Raw genomic sequence first — 18,203 nt, 5'->3', positions numbered from 1 at the left:
AGCACAATCGGGCGACAAAGGCGGCGTAGAGGATTCGGACCATGTGGACACGCCAGCACAAGCAAAGAAACACCGGCCGGCTGATCATCCCCTCGCTCTGCGTGGTGTTCCTGACTTATTTCGGTTTCCATGCCTATCATGGCGAGTTCGGCATCTATTCCAAGTATCAGCTCGAAGCTGAGACTGCCGAATTGCAGGGCAGGCTCGATGCCGTCAGGGTGCGCCGGATCGATCTCGAGCGCCGCGTTCAGCTGATGCATGAGGGCACGCTGGAGAAGGACATGCTGGACGAGCAGGCGCGCAAGGCGCTTAATCTGTCCCACGCCGACGAGATCACCATCATGCTGCCGGTCGCAAGATAACCTGATCTCAGTTAATCAGCGATATTTGCAATGATTTTAATTGCTTAGATGCATGACAGCCATGCGTTTTCGGCATGGCGAAAGCCTTCCCTGCATGTTAGCCTGCCTCAAATCGGTGGGAGAACTGATCTCCCTCGCTGTCCGCCAAGAGACGCCAACAGGGAGTGATGCATGGCCACCGCCACCAGAAAAGCGCCTGCCAAATCCAAATCAGACGGCAAGATGCCGGGCCTTTCCACCCCGAAGCCTGTTGAATTCACCAAAGACCAGGAGCTTGCCGCCTACCGGCACATGCTGCTCATCCGCCGCTTCGAGGAAAAGGCCGGCCAGCTTTACGGCATGGGCTTCATCGGCGGTTTCTGCCACCTCTACATCGGCCAGGAAGCGGTCGTTACCGGCATGAAGATGGCGCTGATCGACGGCGACCAGATGATCACCGCCTATCGCGACCATGGTCATATGCTGGCCATGGAGTTGTCACCGCGCGGCGTCATGGCCGAACTGACCGGGCGCCGTAGCGGCCTGTCGAGAGGCAAGGGCGGCTCCATGCACATGTTCTCCAAGGAGAAGCATTTTTACGGCGGCCACGGCATCGTCGGCGCGCAAGTGTCGCTCGGCACCGGCATTGCCTTCGCCAACCGCTATCGCGGCAACAACAATGTGACGCTGACCTATTTCGGCGATGGCGCGGCGAACCAGGGCCAGGTCTACGAAAGCTTCAACATGGCCTCGCTGTGGAAGCTTCCGGTGATCTACATCATCGAGAACAACCGCTACGCCATGGGCACTTCGGTCTCGCGCTCGTCGGCCGAGACGGATTTCTCGCACCGCGGCGCGTCCTTCAAGATTCCAGGCATCCAGGTCGACGGCATGGATGTGCGCGCTGTAAAGGCAGCCGGCGACCTCGCCGCCGAATGGTGCCGCGCCGGCAACGGGCCGCTCATTCTCGAAATGCAGACCTATCGTTACCGCGGCCACTCGATGTCGGATCCGGCAAAATACCGCTCCAAGGAAGAAGTGCAGAAAATGCGCTCCGAACGTGACCCGATCGAGCAGGTCAAGGCGCGGCTGCTCGACAAGAAATGGGCAAGCGAGGACGAACTCAAGGCCATCGACAAGGAAGTCCGCGACGTTGTCGCCGACGCCGCAGAATTTGCCCAGAACGACGCGGAGCCGGATCCGTCCGAGCTCTGGACCGACATCGTACTTTAACGAGAGGGCAAGGACATGCCGATCGAAATTCTCATGCCCGCCCTCTCGCCGACCATGGAAGAGGGTAATGTTTCCAAGTGGTTGAAGAAAGAAGGTGACAAGGTCGCGGCCGGTGATGCCATTGCCGAAATCGAGACCGACAAGGCAACGATGGAAGTCGAAGCCGTCGACGACGGCACGCTTGCCAAGATCGTGGTTCCTGCCGGCACCGAGGGTGTCAAGGTCAACACGCTGATCGCTGTGCTGGCCGTCGATGGCGAAGACATCGACGAGGCAGGCGAAGGTATCGGCGAGGAGGCTGTTGAGGCGCAAGCAGCAGCGCCCGCTGCCGCTCCGGCCCCCGCGGCTGCTGCGGCCAAGAGCGAAGCGGCAGCACCTGTTGCCGCTGCGCCCGGGTTGGAAATTGCCGCCGATCCGGACATCCCGGCCGGCACCGAAATGGTCTCGACCACAGTGCGTGAAGCCTTGCGCGACGCAATGGCGGAGGAAATGCGCCGCGACGGCGACGTCTTCGTCATGGGCGAGGAAGTCGCCGAGTACCAGGGCGCCTACAAGATCACACAAGGCCTGTTGCAGGAATTCGGTCCGAGACGCGTGGTCGACACGCCGATCACCGAGCACGGCTTTGCCGGCGTTGGTGTTGGCGCGGCGATGGCCGGCCTGAAGCCGATCGTCGAATTCATGACCTTCAACTTCGCCATGCAGGCGATCGACCAGATCATCAATTCAGCCGCCAAGACGCTCTACATGTCCGGCGGCCAGATGGGCGCCCCGATCGTCTTTCGCGGCCCGAACGGCGCTGCTGCCCGCGTCGCCGCGCAGCATTCGCAGTGCTATGCCGCCTGGTACAGCCATATTCCTGGATTGAAGGTGGTGATGCCTTATACCGCCGCCGACGCCAAGGGTCTGCTCAAGGCGGCGATCCGCGATCCGAACCCGGTCATCTTCCTCGAAAACGAAATCCTTTACGGCCACTCCTTCGACGTGCCGAAGATGGACGATTTCGTGTTGCCGATCGGCAAGGCGCGCATTCACAAATCCGGCAAGGACGTGACCATCGTCTCGTTCGGCATCGGCATGACCTACGCGCTCAAGGCGGAGGCGGAGTTGCGCGGCATGGGCATCGATGCCGAGATCATCGACTTGCGCACTATCCGCCCGCTCGACTTCGACACGATCATCGCCTCGGTCAAAAAGACCAATCGCCTCGTGGTGGTCGAGGAAGGCTTTCCGCAGAACTCGGTCGGCGACCATATCGCCAATCAGGTCTCGCAGCGCGCCTTCGATTTCCTCGATGCACCGGTCATTACAATTGCCGGCAAGGACGTGCCGATGCCCTATGCGGCGAACCTCGAAAAGCTGGCGCTGCCCAATGTCGGCGAGGTCGTCGAGGCGGTCAAAGCCGTCACGTATCGCTGAGCAGGGCGGGAGGACAAAATGCCGATCAACATCACCATGCCGGCGCTGTCGCCCACAATGGAAGAGGGCAATCTTTCCAAGTGGCTGGTCAAGGAAGGCGATAAGGTTTCGCCCGGCGACGTGATTGCCGAGATCGAGACCGACAAGGCGACGATGGAAGTCGAAGCCGTCGACGAGGGCACGGTCGCCAAGCTGGTGGTTCCGGCCGGCACAGAAGGCGTCAAGGTCAATGCGCTGATCGCAGTGCTGGCTGCCGAGGGCGAGGATGCTGCTTCTGCCGCCAAAAGCGGTGATGGCGCTGCGCCGGCCAAGGCTGAGGCTCCGAAAGCGGAAGCCCCCAAAGCTGAAACATCAAAGCCCGAAGCGTCGAAGCAGGAGCCTGCCGCACCTGGGCCTAAGGCGGAAGGGGTGCCGGTCGCCAACGGCCACGCAAGCGGTGAGCGCATCTTCGCCTCGCCGCTGGCCCGGCGCATTGCCAGGGAAGCCGGCGTCGATGTCGCGGCGCTGACAGGCTCCGGCCCCCGCGGCCGCGTAGTAAAGGCCGATGTCGATGCCGCAATTTCCAGTGGCGGCGCCAAGGCAGCGCCAGCAGCAAAAGCAGCTCCCGTCGGCGCTCCGGCACCTGCGGCCGCAGCACCCAAGGCGATGTCTGACGAGCAGGTGCTCAAACTGTTTGCCGAAGGCTCCTACGAGCTGATCCCGCACGACAATATGCGCAAGACCATTGCGAGGCGGCTGGTCGAAGCCAAGACCACCATCCCGCATTTCTATCTGACGCTCGACTGCGAGCTCGACGCACTTCTGGCCCTGCGCACGCAGATCAATGCGGCCGCGCCGGTGAAGAAGACCGAGAAGGGCGAAACGCCGGCCTACAAGCTGTCGGTCAACGACATGGTCATCAAGGCTCTTGCCATGGCGCTGATGGCGGTTCCCGATGCCAATGCGTCGTGGACAGAAAACGCCATGATCAAGCACAAGCACGCCGATGTCGGCGTTGCCGTATCGATCCCCGGCGGCCTGATCACCCCGATCATCCGGCGTGCTGACGAAAAGACGATGTCCGTCATCTCCAACGAGATGAAGGATCTTGCCGGCCGCGCCCGCAGCCGCAAACTGAAGCCGGAAGAATATCAGGGCGGCACCACGGCGGTGTCCAATCTCGGCATGTTTGGCATCAAGGATTTTTCTGCCGTCATCAACCCGCCGCATGCGACGATCCTGGCGGTCGGCGCCGGCGAGCAACGCGCGGTGGTCAAGAACGGCGAGATCAAGATCGCCACGATCATGTCGGTGACGTTGTCGACCGATCACCGCGCCGTCGACGGTGCGCTCGGCGCCGAGCTGCTCGTCGCCTTCAAACGCATGGTCGAAAACCCGATGGGCATGCTGGTTTAAGAGAAGGGAACAGGGCGGTGCAGAAATTCTTCACCAGCCTTTTTGCCTTCTTTCTTTCCGGTTTGGCGGGCGGATTGGTGGCGCAGTGGCTCGCCGTCGCCACCAATGCCGACGTAGAGTACATCCTTGTGTTCATGATCTCGGCTCTCGTCACCGTCCTCGTGACGGTCGCGTTCTTCATCGCACAATTCATGTCGGACCCACGACGGGCAACAAAGCTGACGGCGACCATAGGGGTAGCGTTTTTTGTGCTCGTTGGAGTTTCCCTGATCGGCTGGACTTTCTCCCAGCCCCCAGGCAAGAGCCAGTGGTCGGGCGATCTTCCCATAGTCGCCGGTCTCGTCCTGCCGGGCATCGCTACAGTGCTGGTCCAGTGGCTTTTCGTGCGCTGGCGATTGGCGCGCTCGCAACCAGGTTTCGGCGGGGCAGGTACATGAAGACGGTCCTCTGCTACGGCGATTCGCTTACCTGGGGCTATGACGCGGCAAACCTCGGCCGGCTTCCGCTGGAAGATCGCTGGCCGAGCGTGCTGCAGGCGGCATTGGGCAGCGGCGTCGAAGTCATCGCCGAAGGCCTGAATGGCCGAACCACCGCCTTTGACGATCACTTGGCCGGAGCGGACCGCAATGGCGCAAGGCTGTTGCCAACCATCCTGACGACGCATGCGCCGATCGACTTGATCGTCATCATGCTCGGCGCCAACGATATGAAGCCGTGGATTCACGGTAATCCGGTCGCGGCCAAACAAGGCATGCAACGCCTGATCGATATCGTGCGCGGTCACGATTACCCGTTCGATTGGCCGGCGCCGCGGATCCTGATCGTCGCGCCGCCCGTAGTCAGCCGCACGGAAAACGCCGAGTTCAAGGAAATGTTCGCCGGCGGCGATGACGCGTCAAAGCGGCTGGCGCCGCAATATTCCGCCCTTGCCGACGAGGCCGGCTGCGGCTTCTTCGATGCCGGCACGGTGGCCAAAACCACGCCGCTCGACGGCGTCCACCTGGACGCGGAAAACACGCGGAACGTCGGGCAAGCGCTGGCGCCGCTCGTGCGCCTCATGTTGGAATTGTGAAGGAGAAAGCCGTGGCTGAGAACTACGACGTCATCATCATCGGCTCCGGCCCCGGCGGCTATGTCACTGCAGTGCGTTCGGCCCAGCTTGGCTTCAAGACGGCGATCGTCGAGCGCGAGCACTTGGGCGGCATCTGCCTCAACTGGGGCTGCATTCCGACCAAAGCGCTGCTGCGCTCCGCCGAGATCATGCACTATTCGGATCATCTGAAGGACTACGGCCTGAAGATCGATGGCAAGGTCAGCATCGACACTGCCGCCGTCGTCGATCGCTCGCGAAAGGTCTCGCTGCGGCTCAACGGCGGCGTCGGCTTCCTGATGAAGAAGAACAAGGTCGACGTCATCTGGGGCGAAGCCAAGCTGACGAAACCCGGCGAGATCGTCGTGTCAAAATCGTCGAAGAAGCCGATGGAGCCGCAGCCGCCGGCGCCAAAGGGCGTCAAGGGCGAGGGCACCTACAGCGCCAAGCACATCATCCTGGCGACCGGAGCCAGGCCGCGCGCATTGCCCGGCATCGAGCCGGACGGCAAGTTGATCTGGACCTATTTCGAGGCGATGGTGCCGAAAGAGATGCCTAAGTCGCTGCTGGTGATGGGCTCGGGCGCCATCGGCATCGAGTTCGCCTCATTTTACCGCACCATGGGCGCCGAGGTGACGGTGGTCGAACTGCTGCCGGCCGTGATGCCCGTCGAGGACGCCGAAGTCTCGAAATTCGCGCAAAAGCAGTTCGAAAAGCAAGGCATGAAGATCATCCTCGAGGCCAAGGTGACCAAGGTCGAGAAGGGCGCCAATTCGGTCACGGCGCATGTCGAGATGAAGGACGGCAAGGTCGAGAAGATCACCGCCGACCGCATGATCTCGGCCGTCGGCGTACAGGGCAATATCGAGAACCTCGGCCTCGAGACGCTCGGCGTGAAGACGGACCGCGGTTGCGTCGTCGTCGACGGCTACGGCAAGACCAATGTGCCGGGCGTCTACGCCATCGGCGACGTTGCCGGACCGCCGATGCTCGCCCACAAGGCCGAGCATGAGGGCGTGGTCTGTGTGGAAAAGATAGCCAATTTCCCCGGCGTGCATGCCATTGACAAGCTGAAGATCCCGGGCTGCACCTATTGCAATCCGCAAGTCGCCTCGGTCGGACTGACGGAAGCCAAAGCGAAAGCCGACGGAAAGGACATCCGCGTCGGCCGCTTCCAGTTCGCGGCAAACGGCAAGGCGATTGCGCTGGGCGAAGACCAAGGCTTCGTCAAGACCATTTTCGACAAGAAGACCGGCCAGTTGCTGGGTGCCCACATGGTCGGCGCAGAAGTAACCGAACTGATCCAGGGCTTCGTCGTGGCGATGAATCTGGAGACCACCGAGGAAGAGCTGATGCACACGATCTTCCCGCACCCGACGCTGTCGGAGATGATGAAGGAGAGTGTACTCGACGCCTATGGCCGCGCACTGAATGCATGATAAATTAGTTGGGCGAGTCTCACACGGAAGACACAAAGGAACTCGACGGCAGAGCAATTCGTTTCGCAGGCATCATCCATCATACAAGGAGAGGGCATATGGAAATGAACGGCGTGGGCTGGGTTGCAGCCATCATCATCGGCGGCTTGGCGGGATGGCTCGCCGAGATGGTCATGAAGAGCAATACCGGCATCCTCATGAACATCGTTCTCGGCATTGTCGGCGCGATCGTGTTGAACGCCATCTTGCAGGCCCTGAACATCGGCATCTTCGGCGTCGGCTGGATAGCCTATCTGATCACCGGCTTCATCGGTGCCTGCATTCTGATTGCGGTCGGACGACTGGTGCGCCGCTAACCTCTGTCGGCACTTGCTATGCGAAAAAGGCCACCGCGGCATGCGTGATCGCGGCCTTTTTCTTTTCGCCGAAAAGTCCTAGATGACGTGGGTAGAGCGAGCGCTGGACAAGCGCTTGCCAATGAGCCGGGTTTCACATGGTCACCGTCCTCGACACGATTGCCAATGCGCCGCGCCTGCGGCATCCCGAAAAGGCGCACAAGCCGGATCAGGACGTACTGCGCAAGCCTGACTGGATCCGCGTCAAGGCGCCGATGTCGAAAGGCTATGCCGAGACGCGCGAAATCGTGAAGTCTCACAAACTGGTGACGGTTTGCGAAGAGGCGGGCTGCCCCAATATCGGCGAGTGCTGGGAGAAGAAGCACGCCACCTTCATGATCATGGGCGAGATCTGCACGCGGGCCTGCGCCTTTTGCAATGTCGCCACCGGCATCCCGACCGCACTCGATCCCGACGAGCCGGCGCGTGTCGCACATGCGGTCAAGCAAATGGGCTTGAGCCATGTCGTCATCACCTCCGTCGATCGCGACGATCTCGCCGATGGCGGGGCCCAGCATTTTGCCGATGTCATCCGTGCGATCAGGGCAGCAACCCCGTCGACGACGATCGAAATCCTGACGCCCGATTTCCTGCGCAAGGACGGTGCGCTGGAGATCGTCGTGGCGGCCAAGCCGGATGTTTTCAACCATAATCTCGAGACCGTGCCGTCTAACTATCTGACGGTTCGGCCGGGCGCGCGCTATTTCCACTCGATCAGGCTCTTGCAGCGGGTCAAGGAACTCGACCCCTCGATCTTCACCAAGTCCGGCATCATGGTCGGCCTTGGCGAGGAGCGGAACGAAATCCTGCAGCTGATGGACGATTTGCGTTCGGCCAATGTCGACTTCATGACCATCGGCCAATATCTGCAGCCGTCGAAGAAGCACCATCCGGTGATCCGCTTCGTCACGCCGGAGGAATTCAAGTCCTTTGAGACGATCGGCAGGACCAAGGGCTTCCTGCTGGTAGCGTCGAGCCCGCTGACGCGCTCGTCGCACCATGCCGGGGACGACTTTGCCAGGTTGCGCGCGGCGCGCGAAGCGTTTCTCAGGAAGTCCGCCTAACACACTGGTTTCATGCCACAATTCGAAGCCCATCGCCGCGTTGCGCATACGCCGGAACAGATGTTCGCTCTGGTTGCCGATATCGAATCCTATCCGCAATTCCTGCCGCTTTGCGAGGCACTTACGGTTCGTTCGCGCAAGGAACGCAACGGACGCACCCTGCTCATCGCGGACATGAGCATCGGCTACAAGGCGATCCGCGAGACTTTCACCACGCAGGTGCTGCTGAAGCCTGACGAGAACGCCATCGACGTCAAATATATCGACGGCCCGTTCAAATATCTCAGCAATGTCTGGCGCTTCGACCCGGCGGACGGCGGCGGTTGCAACGTCTGCTTCTTTATCGACTACGAGTTCAAGAGCCGCATTCTGGGTGCGCTCATGGGAACCATGTTCGACCGCGCCTTCCGCATGTTCTCCGAGGCGTTCGAGAAACGTGCCGAAATCATCTACGGCGCGCCATCGGCAGCCTGATCCGCGGCGAGCGCGCGTAAACCCAGTTCAAGCGCATGTTGGACCGTCTCCCGGCGGATGAAATCACGGCCCTTGTCGGCGAACAGCTGGCATTCGCTGACTACCGGCCGGCCAGCCACGGCAACGCCGAACCAGACCAGGCCGACAGGTTTTTCCGCCGAGCCGCCGCCCGGACCGGCGATGCCGGTCACCGCGAGCGCGAGCCCGGCCGGCGAATGGGCCAAGGCCCCGGCCGCCATCTCCACCGCAGTCTCGCGCGAGACCGCGCCGTGCGCTTCGAGCGTAGCGGCCGAGACGCCGAGCATTTCGGTCTTGGCCTGGTTGGAATAGGTGATGAAGCCGCGATCGACCACCGTGGAAGAGCCGGCAATGTCGGTCAGCGCGGCGATGATCATGCCGCCGGTGCAGCTCTCCGCCGTCGCCAGCATGATGCCGCGCTGCTGGCAGGCCTGAAGCAGGGCATCTGCGAGATCGCTATTGCTCACTCGGGGACATCCCCTGGAAACACAACGCTGGCGGTCGCGATGGCCGCTATGCCTTCCTCACGGCCGACGAAGCCGAGCTTCTCATTGGTTGTCGCCTTGATCGAGATGCGATTGCGCGAAATTCGCAGCATTGCCGAAAGCGCTTCGGTCATTGCCTCGCGATGTGGGCCGACGCGCGGCGCCTCGCAGATCAGGGTGATGTCGGCGTTGGCGATGCGCCCGCCGCGCGCGCGCACCAGCTTGGCCGCGTGTTCGACGAAGATGCGTGAAGCGGCCCCTTTCCACTGTGGGTCGGAGGGCGGGAAATGCGTGCCGATGTCACCGGCGCCGCAGGTGGCCAGCAGGGCGTCGGTCAAGGCATGGAGACCGACATCGGCATCCGAATGGCCGGATAACTTCCTGTCGTGTGGAATGGCGACGCCGCACAGGGTGACATGGTCGCCGGGCTCGAACGCATGCACGTCATAGCCATTGCCGGTTCGGATGTCGGGAAAACGTGGGGCGCTGGAAAGCCGCTGATCCGCCATTGCAATATCCCGCGCCCAGGTCAGTTTGACATTGTCCGGCGAGCCGGGAACGATCTTCACCGGAATATGCGCCCATTCGGCGATAGCCGCATCGTCGGTGAAATCCGCCTTGCCCAGATGATGAGCCTTTTCGTGCGCAGCCAGGATCGGCCAGAAGGGAAAGCCTTGTGGTGTTTGTGCGGCATGGAGCCCGGCCCTGGACACTGTTTCGCCGATCATGCCTTCGGCCGTTTCGCGCTTCAGCGTATCGGCAACGGGCAAAGCAGGCAGCGCTCCCTGGCGCTCTTCAATGGCGGCGATCGTACGGTCTATCAGTTCCGCATCGACAAACGGCCGAGCCGCATCATGGATCAGGACCCGGCCCGGCGCATGGCTTCTCAACGCCAGCAGTCCAAGCCGGACGGACTCCTGGCGTGACGTACCGCCGATCACAGCGACGACACGGTCGGCGTTCGCGCCGGCGGCGCGGCGGAAAAGCGCGTCGTCTTCGGCATGTATAGCAACGACGACAGCTCCAATTTTCGGATGCGTCAGAAAGGCGTCGAGTGTGCGTGCAATAACGGCGCCGCCGCCAATCTGCTGATATTGCTTCGGTCCATTGGCCTGTCCGGCGCGCGCGCCGCGACCGGCAGCAACGATGACCACGGCGACCTTGTCGTCGGCAGCATGCTTTTCGCTCACGTCTCTCATGCCGAGACGCTTAGCGCATGATCCAGAAAAGTGGTATCGCTTTCAGAAGACCCAGGATTGATGCGGTGCGGCGATCCTTTTTTTCCCAAATGCGCCTTAATGTCACGACATTGCGCGTTGCACATTGCCGTCGTTCTGGCTAGAGAATGTGCAGCAACCGAAGGTGCTTGGTTTTTGTGCATGCCTGATGTGACCAAATTGGCTTCGCCGCTGGATGTGGGTGGCGTGAGAATCCGCAACCGCGTGTTTCTCGCGCCGATGTCGGGCATCACCGACGAACCGTTCCGGCAGCGCGCCCATGCGCATGGCGCCGGGCTGGTCGTTTCGGAAATGGTGGCGAGCGGTGAGCTTGCAAAGGGCAGGGCTGGCTCGGGCCTGCGCATCCGTCATTCCGGGCTGCCTGTCCACATGGTCCAGCTTGCCGGCCGCGAGGCGATGCACATGGCCGAGGGCGCGCGAATCGCGGTCGGCGAAGGCGCCGACATCATCGACATCAACATGGGCTGCCCGGCCAAAAAAGTGACGGGCGGCTATGCCGGTTCGGCACTGATGCGAGACCTCGACCACGCGCTGTCGCTGATCGAAGCGGTAGTCGGCGCGGTCGACGTGCCGGTCACGGTCAAAATGCGGCTCGGCTGGGACGAAGGCGCGCTCAACGCGCCGATGCTGGCGCGACGCGCCGAGCAGGCCGGGGTGATGATGGTGACGGTGCATGGCCGCACACGTTGCCAGTTCTATCAGGGCACGGCCGACTGGCGTGCCATCGCACGCGTCAAGCAGGCCGTCTCGATCCCTGTAGTTGCCAATGGCGATGTCGGCTCGCCGGCAGAGGCTGCGTCGATCCTCGACCAATCCGGCGCCGACGCGGTGATGATCGGCCGTGCGCACTATGGCGCGCCGTGGACCGCCGGCAGCATTGTAGCGGCCGCGCTGGCCGAGGCACTATCCGGCATGCCGGAAAGCCCGCAAGCGCTGACCGATTACGTCATTGCCCATTACGAAGACATGCTGACGCTCTATGGCGTGGAAAGCGGATTGCGCCAGGCGCGCAAGCATCTCGGCTGGTATCTCGACCGCCACGCCACCACAAGCGACGACCGGCGCAAGGCCATACTCACTTCTTTCGAGCCTGGGCGCGTCATTTCCTTGCTGCGCGACGTATTTTCAAGCGCTCCCGAAGCGGCGAACCTGCGGAGTGCGGCATGAACGCCACCGTCACACAGAGCACGGATATGGCGGACGCCGCGCATATTGTGCTCAACACCATTCGTCGGCCGGTGATCATGGTCGATCCGCAAGGCTTCATCACCTTCGCCAATGCCGATGCCGAGGATTTTTTCCGGTCGAGCGCCACGATGCTCGCGCGCAATACGCTACACAAGCTCATTCCTTTCGGCAGTCCGCTGCTGACGCTTGTCGACCAGGTGCGCGAGCGCCGGGCGCCAGTCAACGAATACCGGGTGGACGTGTCGTCGCCGCGGCTCGGCATCGAGAAGGTGGTCGATCTCTACGTCGCGCCTGTGACGGAATTTCCAGGCTCCGTCGTGGTAATGTTCCAGGAACGCTCAATGGCCGACAAGATCGACCGGCAGATGACGCATCGCGGTGCGGCGCGCTCGGTCACCGGCCTTGCCGCGATGCTTGCCCATGAGATCAAGAACCCGCTGTCCGGCATTCGTGGTGCCGCGCAGCTGCTTGAGCTGTCGGCGTCCGACGAGGATCGCGCACTGACCAGGCTGATCACCGACGAGACCGACCGCATTGTCTCGCTGGTCGACCGCATGGAGGTGTTTTCGGACGAGCGGCCGATCGACCGCTACCCCGTCAACATCCATGTCGTGCTCGACCATGTCAAGGCAATCGCCAAGAACGGTTTTGCCAAGCGGATCAAGATATTGGAGGATTATGATCCATCATTGCCTCCTGTTTTTGCCAATCGCGACCAGCTCATCCAGGTCTTCCTCAATCTGGTGAAAAATGCCGCCGAGGCGATCGGCAGTGATCCGCAGGGCGAGATCATGCTGTCGACCGCCTTCCGCCCGGGCATCCGTGTTTCCGTGCCCGGAACGCAGGACCGCGTGTCGCTGCCATTGGAATTCTGCGTGCGCGACAACGGTTCGGGTGTCTCCGAGGATATCCTGCCGATCCTGTTCGATCCCTTCATCACGACCAAGCCGAACGGCTCCGGTCTCGGTCTGGCGCTGGTCGCAAAGATCGTCGGCGAACATGGCGGCATCATTGAATGCGAATCGACGCCGCGCGGCACCACCTTCCGTATCCTGATGCCGGCGTGGAAAGAAACTCAGTTTGGCACCGACGACGACGGTGAAGGAGACCGCAAATGACCGTTCGCGGCAATATTCTCGTCGCTGACGACGATGCGGCCATCCGCACAGTCCTCAACCAGGCGCTTTCGCGCGTCGGTCACGACGTGCGCGTCACCTCCAATGCCTCGACGCTGTGGCGCTGGGTGGCGGCGGGCGAGGGCGATCTGGTCATCACCGACGTTGTCATGCCCGACGAGAACGCCTTCGACATGCTACCGCGCATCAAGAAGGCGCGACCGGAACTGCCGGTCATCGTCATGAGTGCGCAGAACACGTTCATGACCGCGATCCGGGCCTCCGAAACCGGAGCCTATGAATATCTGCCGAAACCGTTCGACCTGACGGAGTTGCTCAACATCGTCAACCGCGCGCTTTCCGAACCGCGGCGGCCCAAGATCGATACGCGGGCCGACGAGCCGCCGGAAACGATGCCGCTGGTCGGCCGCTCGGCGGCCATGCAGGACATCTACCGCATGCTGGCGCGCATGATGCAGACCGACCTGACGGTGATGATCTCGGGCGAATCGGGTACCGGCAAGGAACTGGTGGCGCGCGCGCTGCATGAATATGGCCGTCGTCGTGGTGGCCCCTTCGTCGCCATCAACATGGCGGCGATCCCACGCGACCTGATCGAATCGGAACTATTCGGGCACGAGAAGGGCGCCTTTACCGGCGCACAGAACCGCTCCACTGGCCGTTTCGAGCAGGCCGAAGGCGGCACGCTGTTCCTCGACGAGATCGGCGATATGCCGATGGAAGCGCAGACGCGGCTGCTGCGTGTGTTGCAGCAGGGCGAGTACACCACGGTCGGCGGCCGCACGCCGATCAAGACCGACGTGCGCATCGTCGCTGCCACCAACAAGGACCTGCGCACACTGATCAATCAGGGGCTTTTCCGCGAGGACCTGTTCTACCGCTTGAACGTTGTGCCGCTCAGGCTGCCGGCGCTGCGCGAGCGGTCGGAGGACATTCCGGACCTCGTCCGGCACTTCTTCAAGCTCGGCGCCAGTGAAGGCCTGCAGACCAAGCGCATTTCCACCGGCGGCATCGAACTGATGAAGCGCTACCCATGGCCCGGTAATGTGCGCGAACTCGAAAACCTCATCCGCAGGCTGGCCGCACTGTATTCGCAGGACGAGATTTCCGCCGAGATCATCGAGGCGGAGTTGAAGACCGGCGAAAGGCCTGTGGTTCCAGGTGGCGGCAACCTCATTCCCGATGACCTTTCCATCGGCCAGGCGGTGGAGCATTTCCTGCAACGCTATTTTGCCTCGTTTGCCGGCGACTTGCCCCCGGCCGGGCTCTATCAGCGAATCCTCTCCGAGGTCGAATACCCGCTGGTCCTCGCCTCGATGACCGCAACGCGCGGTAACCAGATCAAGGCTGCGGAATTGCTGGGGCTCAACCGCAACACGCTGCGCAAAAAGATTCGCGAACTCGGCGTCAACGTCTACAAATCGTCCAGGCAGGTCTAGACGAATCCCTTTACGAGCGCTTTCCAGGGGATCGATTACCGAAAGATTTCCGTCTCGGCCACACTTGTTGCATAATCGCCACAATGCGTTGCATACATCCGACGCAATCACTGGCTCTAGACGGCGACATGGCCCTGCACGCACCGACACTGAGCAAATCGCTTTTCAGCAATACGGGCGCGCGAGACGGTCGCCGGCTGCTTGCGCTGCCGGGCGTGATCGCCGTTGCCGGTGCGCTGGTGACGGCGGCGATCTCCTTCGCCATTCTGGTCGGCGCGACGCCGATCACGCCCGACGCGAGGACGACGCTGGCGCTGATTGCGCTTAATGCGGCGTTCGTCCTGTTTCTGATCTTGCTGGTCGGCCGCGAGGTGCATCGCATCCTGATGGCACGACGGCATGGCAAGGCTGCGTCGCGCCTGCATGTGCGCATAGTGGCGATGTTTGCGCTAGTCGCCGCCATCCCCGCGATCATGGTGGCGATCATCGCGTCGATCACGCTCGACATCGGCCTCGACCGCTGGTTCGAGATCCGCACCAAGACGATCGTCAATTCGTCGTTGTCTATCGCTGACGCCTATGTGCAGGAAAACGCGCGAAATCTTCAGGGCACGACGTTGTCGATGGCTTACGACCTCGACGCTTCGCGCACGCTTTACGGCCTCGATCGTACCGGTTTTCTCGACCTCATGAACAAGGAGGCGGTGGGACGCTCGCTGGCGCACGCAGCACTCATCAAGCCCGATGGTTCCTTCGTTATGAGCGCCAAGACCGACGCGGACTTTGCCATGCCGGAGCCGCCTGAGGGCGCCGTGGCAAGCGCTGCCGACGGCAAGCCGGTGCTGATAGAACCGCGCACCCGCAACATCATGGGTGCCATCGTCAAGCTGCGCGAGATCGACGGCCTCTATCTCTACACCATCCGCCTCGTCGATCCCGAGGTGATCAAGGCGCGGCAGATCGTCAAATCCAACACCGCCGAATATCGCGGTCTCGAAGACAATCGCCGCACCTCGCAAGTGGCTTTCGCGCTTCCCTATCTGTCGCTGACGCTGATCATCATCCTGTCCGCCATCTGGACCGGCATTGCGGTGGCCGACCGCCTGGTGCGGCCGATTCGTCAGCTCATCGGCGCGGCCGATGAGGTCGCTACCGGCAATCTCGACGTAGCCGTGCCTGTCCGCCCCTCCGACGGTGACGTCGCCTCGCTCGGCGACACCTTCAACAAGATGCTGATGGAGCTGAAATCGCAGCGCAACGAGATCCTGTCGGCCAAGGATTTGATCGACGAGCGGCGGCGCTTTTCGGAGGCGGTGCTTGCCGGCGTCACCGCCGGGGTCATCGGCGTCGATCCATATGGCATCGTCACCATCGTCAACCGTTCGGCCGAAACGATGCTGGCCATATCCGCCACGGCAGCGCTTGGGCAGAACCTTTCCGCCGTGCTGCCGCATGTCGGCCGCGTCTTCGAGATCGGCCGCAAATCGGGCAAGCCGGTCTATCGCGAACAGGTCACCTTCTATCGTGCCGGCACCGAACGGACCTTCAACGTGCAGATCACGATTGAAGCCGGCGACGACGGTTCGGAGGATAAATCCTACGTCGTGACAGTCGACGACATTACCGATCTGGTCCAGGCACAGCGTTCCTCTGCATGGGCCGACGTGGCGCGGCGCATCGCCCACGAGATCAAGAACCCGTTGACGCCGATCCAGCTTTCGGCCGAGCGCATCAAGCGCCGTTACGGCAAGGTCATCACCGAGGACCGTGAGGTTTTCGATCAATGCACCGACACCATCATCCGGCAAGTGGAGGACATCGGCCGCATGGTCGACGAGTTCTCGGCGTTCGCCCGCATGCCGAAACCGGAAATGAAGGCAATCGATCTGCGCGATTCGTTGCGCGAGGCCTCGTTCCTGGTCGAGGTGAGCCGCGCCGACATCACCTTCGAGCGCGTCTTCGGCAATGAGCCGCTCAAAGGCACGTTCGACAGCCGCCTGATGGCGCAGGCGTTCGGCAACGTCATCAAGAATGCTGCCGAAGCCATCGACGGACTTGATGCAGAGGATCGTCCGCACGGCATAATCCGGATTCAAGCCGGGCGTCAGAATGGCGCGATTCGAATCGACGTCATCGACAACGGCAGGGGCTTGCCGCGCGAAAACCGGCAGCGCTTGCTCGAGCCTTACATGACGACACGCGAGAAAGGCACCGGGCTTGGCCTCGCTATCGTCAAGAAGATCGTGGAGGACCATGGCGGGCGACTCGAATTGCACGATGCACCAGCGGACTTCCACGATGGGCGGGGTGCAATGATCAGCATCATCCTGCCGGTTGCCGCCACCGTTCCGGTACGCGGCGAGGGCAAGACGGAACACGAAAAAGAAACTGAAAAGGTCGGTAATGGCGTCTGATATTCTCATCGTCGATGACGAGGAAGACATCCGCGAACTCGTCGCCGGTATCCTGAGCGACGAAGGTCACGAAACACGCACGGCGTTTGACGCCGACAGCGCGCTTGCGGCGGTTGCCGACCGGGCACCCAGGCTGATTTTCCTCGACATCTGGCTGCAGGGCTCGCGGCTCGATGGCCTTGTCTTGCTTGACGAGATCAAGACGATGCACCCGAACCTGCCGGTGGTGATGATCTCGGGCCACGGCAATATCGAAACGGCAGTCTCGGCCATCCGCCGCGGCGCCTATGATTTCATCGAAAAGCCATTCAAGGCCGACAGGCTGATCCTCATCGCCGAACGGGCGCTCGAAACCTCCAAATTGAGACGCGAGGTTTCGGATCTCAAGCTGCGCAGCGGCGAGACTTTCGACCTCATCGGCATGTCATCGGCAATGAGCCAATTGCGCCAGACCATCGAGCGCGTCGCGCCGACCAACAGCCGCGTCATGATTATCGGCCCCTCCGGCTCGGGCAAGGAACTGGCGGCGCGCGCCATCCACGCGCTCTCAGCGCGCAAGAGTGCACCGTTTGTGACGCTGAGCGCCGCCAACATCACGCCTGAGCGTATGGAGATCGAGTTGTTCGGCACCGAATCGAACGGCGTCGAACGCAAGGTCGGCGCGCTGGAGGAAGCCCATCGCGGCATTCTCTACATCGATGAAGTGGCCGACATGCCGCGCGAGACGCAAAACAAGATCCTGCGCGTGCTGGTCGAACAGCAGTTCGAGCGGGTAGGGGGCACCAAGCGGGTCAAGGTCGACGTGCGCATCATCTCGTCGACCTCGCAGAACCTGGAAGCCATGATCGCCGACGGCCGTTTCCGCGAGGACCTTTATCATCGCCTGGCCGTGGTTCCGGTCATGGTGCCGGGACTGGCCGAGCGTCGCGAGGACATTCCTTATCTGGTCGACAATTTCATGAAGCAGATCGCTCGCCAGGCCGGCATCAAGCCGCGCCGCATCGGCGACGACGCGCTGGCGGTGCTGCAGGCGCATAACTGGCCGGGCAACGTTCGCCAGTTGCGCAACAATGTCGAGCGGCTGATGATCCTGGCGCGCGGCGACGATGTCGATGCGCCGATCACCGCCGATCTCCTGCCTGCCGAGATCGGCGACGTCATGCCGCGCACTCCAAACAAATCCGATCAGCACATAATGGCGCTGCCGCTGCGGGAAGCGCGCGAACAATTCGAGAAGGACTATCTGATCGCCCAGATCAACCGTTTTGGCGGCAATATCTCGAAGACGGCAGAGTTTATCGGCATGGAACGCTCTGCATTGCACCGCAAGCTGAAGTCGCTGGGCGTCTGACAGCCAAACCAGTCGTGGCCCACCCAATTATCGGTTACGGCGGTCTTGGAATCGCATAAGAAAGCTGGACTTCTTTCAGGGATC

17 protein-coding genes are annotated in these 18,203 nt (G+C 61.8%); 15 read left to right on the top strand and 2 right to left on the bottom strand.

Features of this window, described 5'->3' with window-relative positions:
* Positions 1 to 41 precede the first annotated feature (41 nt).
* The 10 genes from NKI18_RS08235 (at position 42) to NKI18_RS08190 (ending at position 8,850) form a co-directional block, all read left to right on the top strand.
* Positions 42 to 362 carry an FtsB family cell division protein gene (locus NKI18_RS08235; RefSeq protein WP_353019346.1) on the top strand — a complete coding sequence of 107 codons (321 nt, stop codon included), beginning with the start codon at positions 42 to 44 and terminating at the stop codon, positions 360 to 362.
* 222 nt (positions 363 to 584) lie between these two features.
* Positions 585 to 1,574, top strand: coding sequence for a pyruvate dehydrogenase (acetyl-transferring) E1 component subunit alpha (pdhA, locus tag NKI18_RS08230; protein WP_245274631.1), 990 nt, complete (start codon positions 585 to 587; stop codon positions 1,572 to 1,574).
* 15 nt (positions 1,575 to 1,589) lie between these two features.
* Entirely contained in the window at positions 1,590 to 2,993 is a 1,404-nt protein-coding gene (locus tag NKI18_RS08225) for a pyruvate dehydrogenase complex E1 component subunit beta (RefSeq protein WP_352615737.1), read from the top strand.
* Between the two features lie 18 nt (positions 2,994 to 3,011).
* Positions 3,012 to 4,388 carry a pyruvate dehydrogenase complex dihydrolipoamide acetyltransferase gene (locus tag NKI18_RS08220; protein ID WP_352615740.1) on the top strand — a complete coding sequence of 459 codons (1,377 nt, stop codon included), beginning with the start codon at positions 3,012 to 3,014 and terminating at the stop codon, positions 4,386 to 4,388.
* Between the two features lie 17 nt (positions 4,389 to 4,405).
* Positions 4,406 to 4,825 (top strand): hypothetical protein, encoded by a 420-nt coding sequence (locus NKI18_RS08215; RefSeq protein WP_352615742.1) that lies wholly within the window; start codon positions 4,406 to 4,408, stop codon positions 4,823 to 4,825.
* Positions 4,822 to 5,460, top strand: coding sequence for an SGNH/GDSL hydrolase family protein (locus tag NKI18_RS08210; RefSeq protein WP_352615745.1), 639 nt, complete (start codon positions 4,822 to 4,824; stop codon positions 5,458 to 5,460). The genes NKI18_RS08215 and NKI18_RS08210 overlap by 4 nt, the downstream gene beginning before the upstream one ends.
* Positions 5,461 to 5,471: 11 nt before the next feature.
* A complete protein-coding gene (gene lpdA / locus NKI18_RS08205; RefSeq protein WP_352615748.1) occupies positions 5,472 to 6,917 on the top strand; it encodes a dihydrolipoyl dehydrogenase in 1,446 nt (481 codons plus the stop codon).
* Positions 6,918 to 7,015: 98 nt separating this feature from the next.
* The gene (locus NKI18_RS08200) at positions 7,016 to 7,273 is read left to right on the top strand and encodes a GlsB/YeaQ/YmgE family stress response membrane protein (protein WP_023675081.1); all 258 of its coding nucleotides are present in this window, start codon (positions 7,016 to 7,018) and stop codon (positions 7,271 to 7,273) included.
* Between the two features lie 137 nt (positions 7,274 to 7,410).
* Positions 7,411 to 8,376 carry a lipoyl synthase gene (gene lipA / locus NKI18_RS08195; RefSeq protein ID WP_352457494.1) on the top strand — a complete coding sequence of 322 codons (966 nt, stop codon included), beginning with the start codon at positions 7,411 to 7,413 and terminating at the stop codon, positions 8,374 to 8,376.
* A 12-nt stretch (positions 8,377 to 8,388) separates the two neighbouring features.
* A complete protein-coding gene (locus NKI18_RS08190; RefSeq protein WP_352457493.1) occupies positions 8,389 to 8,850 on the top strand; it encodes a type II toxin-antitoxin system RatA family toxin in 462 nt (153 codons plus the stop codon).
* Here the strand turns inward: NKI18_RS08190 and NKI18_RS08185 are convergent.
* Both NKI18_RS08185 and NKI18_RS08180 read right to left on the bottom strand, forming a co-directional pair.
* Positions 8,826 to 9,335, bottom strand: coding sequence for a CinA family protein (locus tag NKI18_RS08185; RefSeq protein WP_352615751.1), 510 nt, complete (start codon positions 9,333 to 9,335; stop codon positions 8,826 to 8,828). The genes NKI18_RS08190 and NKI18_RS08185 overlap by 25 nt on opposite strands.
* Positions 9,332 to 10,552, bottom strand: a complete 1,221-nt coding sequence (locus tag NKI18_RS08180) for a bifunctional 2-C-methyl-D-erythritol 4-phosphate cytidylyltransferase/2-C-methyl-D-erythritol 2,4-cyclodiphosphate synthase (RefSeq protein WP_352615754.1) — start codon at positions 10,550 to 10,552, stop codon at positions 9,332 to 9,334. Before NKI18_RS08180 ends, NKI18_RS08185 begins: the two co-directional genes overlap by 4 nt.
* Positions 10,553 to 10,732: 180 nt before the next feature.
* Here NKI18_RS08180 and dusB point away from each other — a divergent pair, with 180 nt between their 5' ends.
* The 5 genes from dusB to ntrX all read left to right on the top strand — a co-directional run bounded on the left by dusB (position 10,733) and on the right by ntrX (position 18,119).
* A complete protein-coding gene (gene dusB, locus NKI18_RS08175; RefSeq protein WP_353019337.1) occupies positions 10,733 to 11,758 on the top strand; it encodes a tRNA dihydrouridine synthase DusB in 1,026 nt (341 codons plus the stop codon).
* Positions 11,755 to 12,897, top strand: coding sequence for a two-component system sensor histidine kinase NtrB (locus tag NKI18_RS08170; RefSeq protein WP_023675075.1), 1,143 nt, complete (start codon positions 11,755 to 11,757; stop codon positions 12,895 to 12,897). The genes dusB and NKI18_RS08170 overlap by 4 nt, the downstream gene beginning before the upstream one ends.
* Positions 12,894 to 14,354: a nitrogen regulation protein NR(I) gene (ntrC, locus tag NKI18_RS08165; RefSeq protein WP_023675074.1), complete on the top strand. Its 1,461-nt coding sequence runs from the start codon at positions 12,894 to 12,896 to the stop codon at positions 14,352 to 14,354. Before NKI18_RS08170 ends, ntrC begins: the two co-directional genes overlap by 4 nt.
* A gap of 128 nt (positions 14,355 to 14,482) precedes the next feature.
* Positions 14,483 to 16,768, top strand: coding sequence for a sensor histidine kinase NtrY-like (locus NKI18_RS08160; protein ID WP_352502927.1), 2,286 nt, complete (start codon positions 14,483 to 14,485; stop codon positions 16,766 to 16,768).
* Entirely contained in the window at positions 16,758 to 18,119 is a 1,362-nt protein-coding gene (gene ntrX, locus NKI18_RS08155) for a nitrogen assimilation response regulator NtrX (protein WP_352615761.1), read from the top strand. The genes NKI18_RS08160 and ntrX overlap by 11 nt, the downstream gene beginning before the upstream one ends.
* Positions 18,120 to 18,203 lie beyond the last annotated feature (84 nt).

It is taken from the genome of Mesorhizobium sp. M0800 (assembly GCF_040320095.1).
In the GTDB taxonomy this organism is placed as follows: domain Bacteria; phylum Pseudomonadota; class Alphaproteobacteria; order Rhizobiales; family Rhizobiaceae; genus Mesorhizobium.
This window is presented reverse-complemented; position numbering and strand designations above follow the sequence as displayed.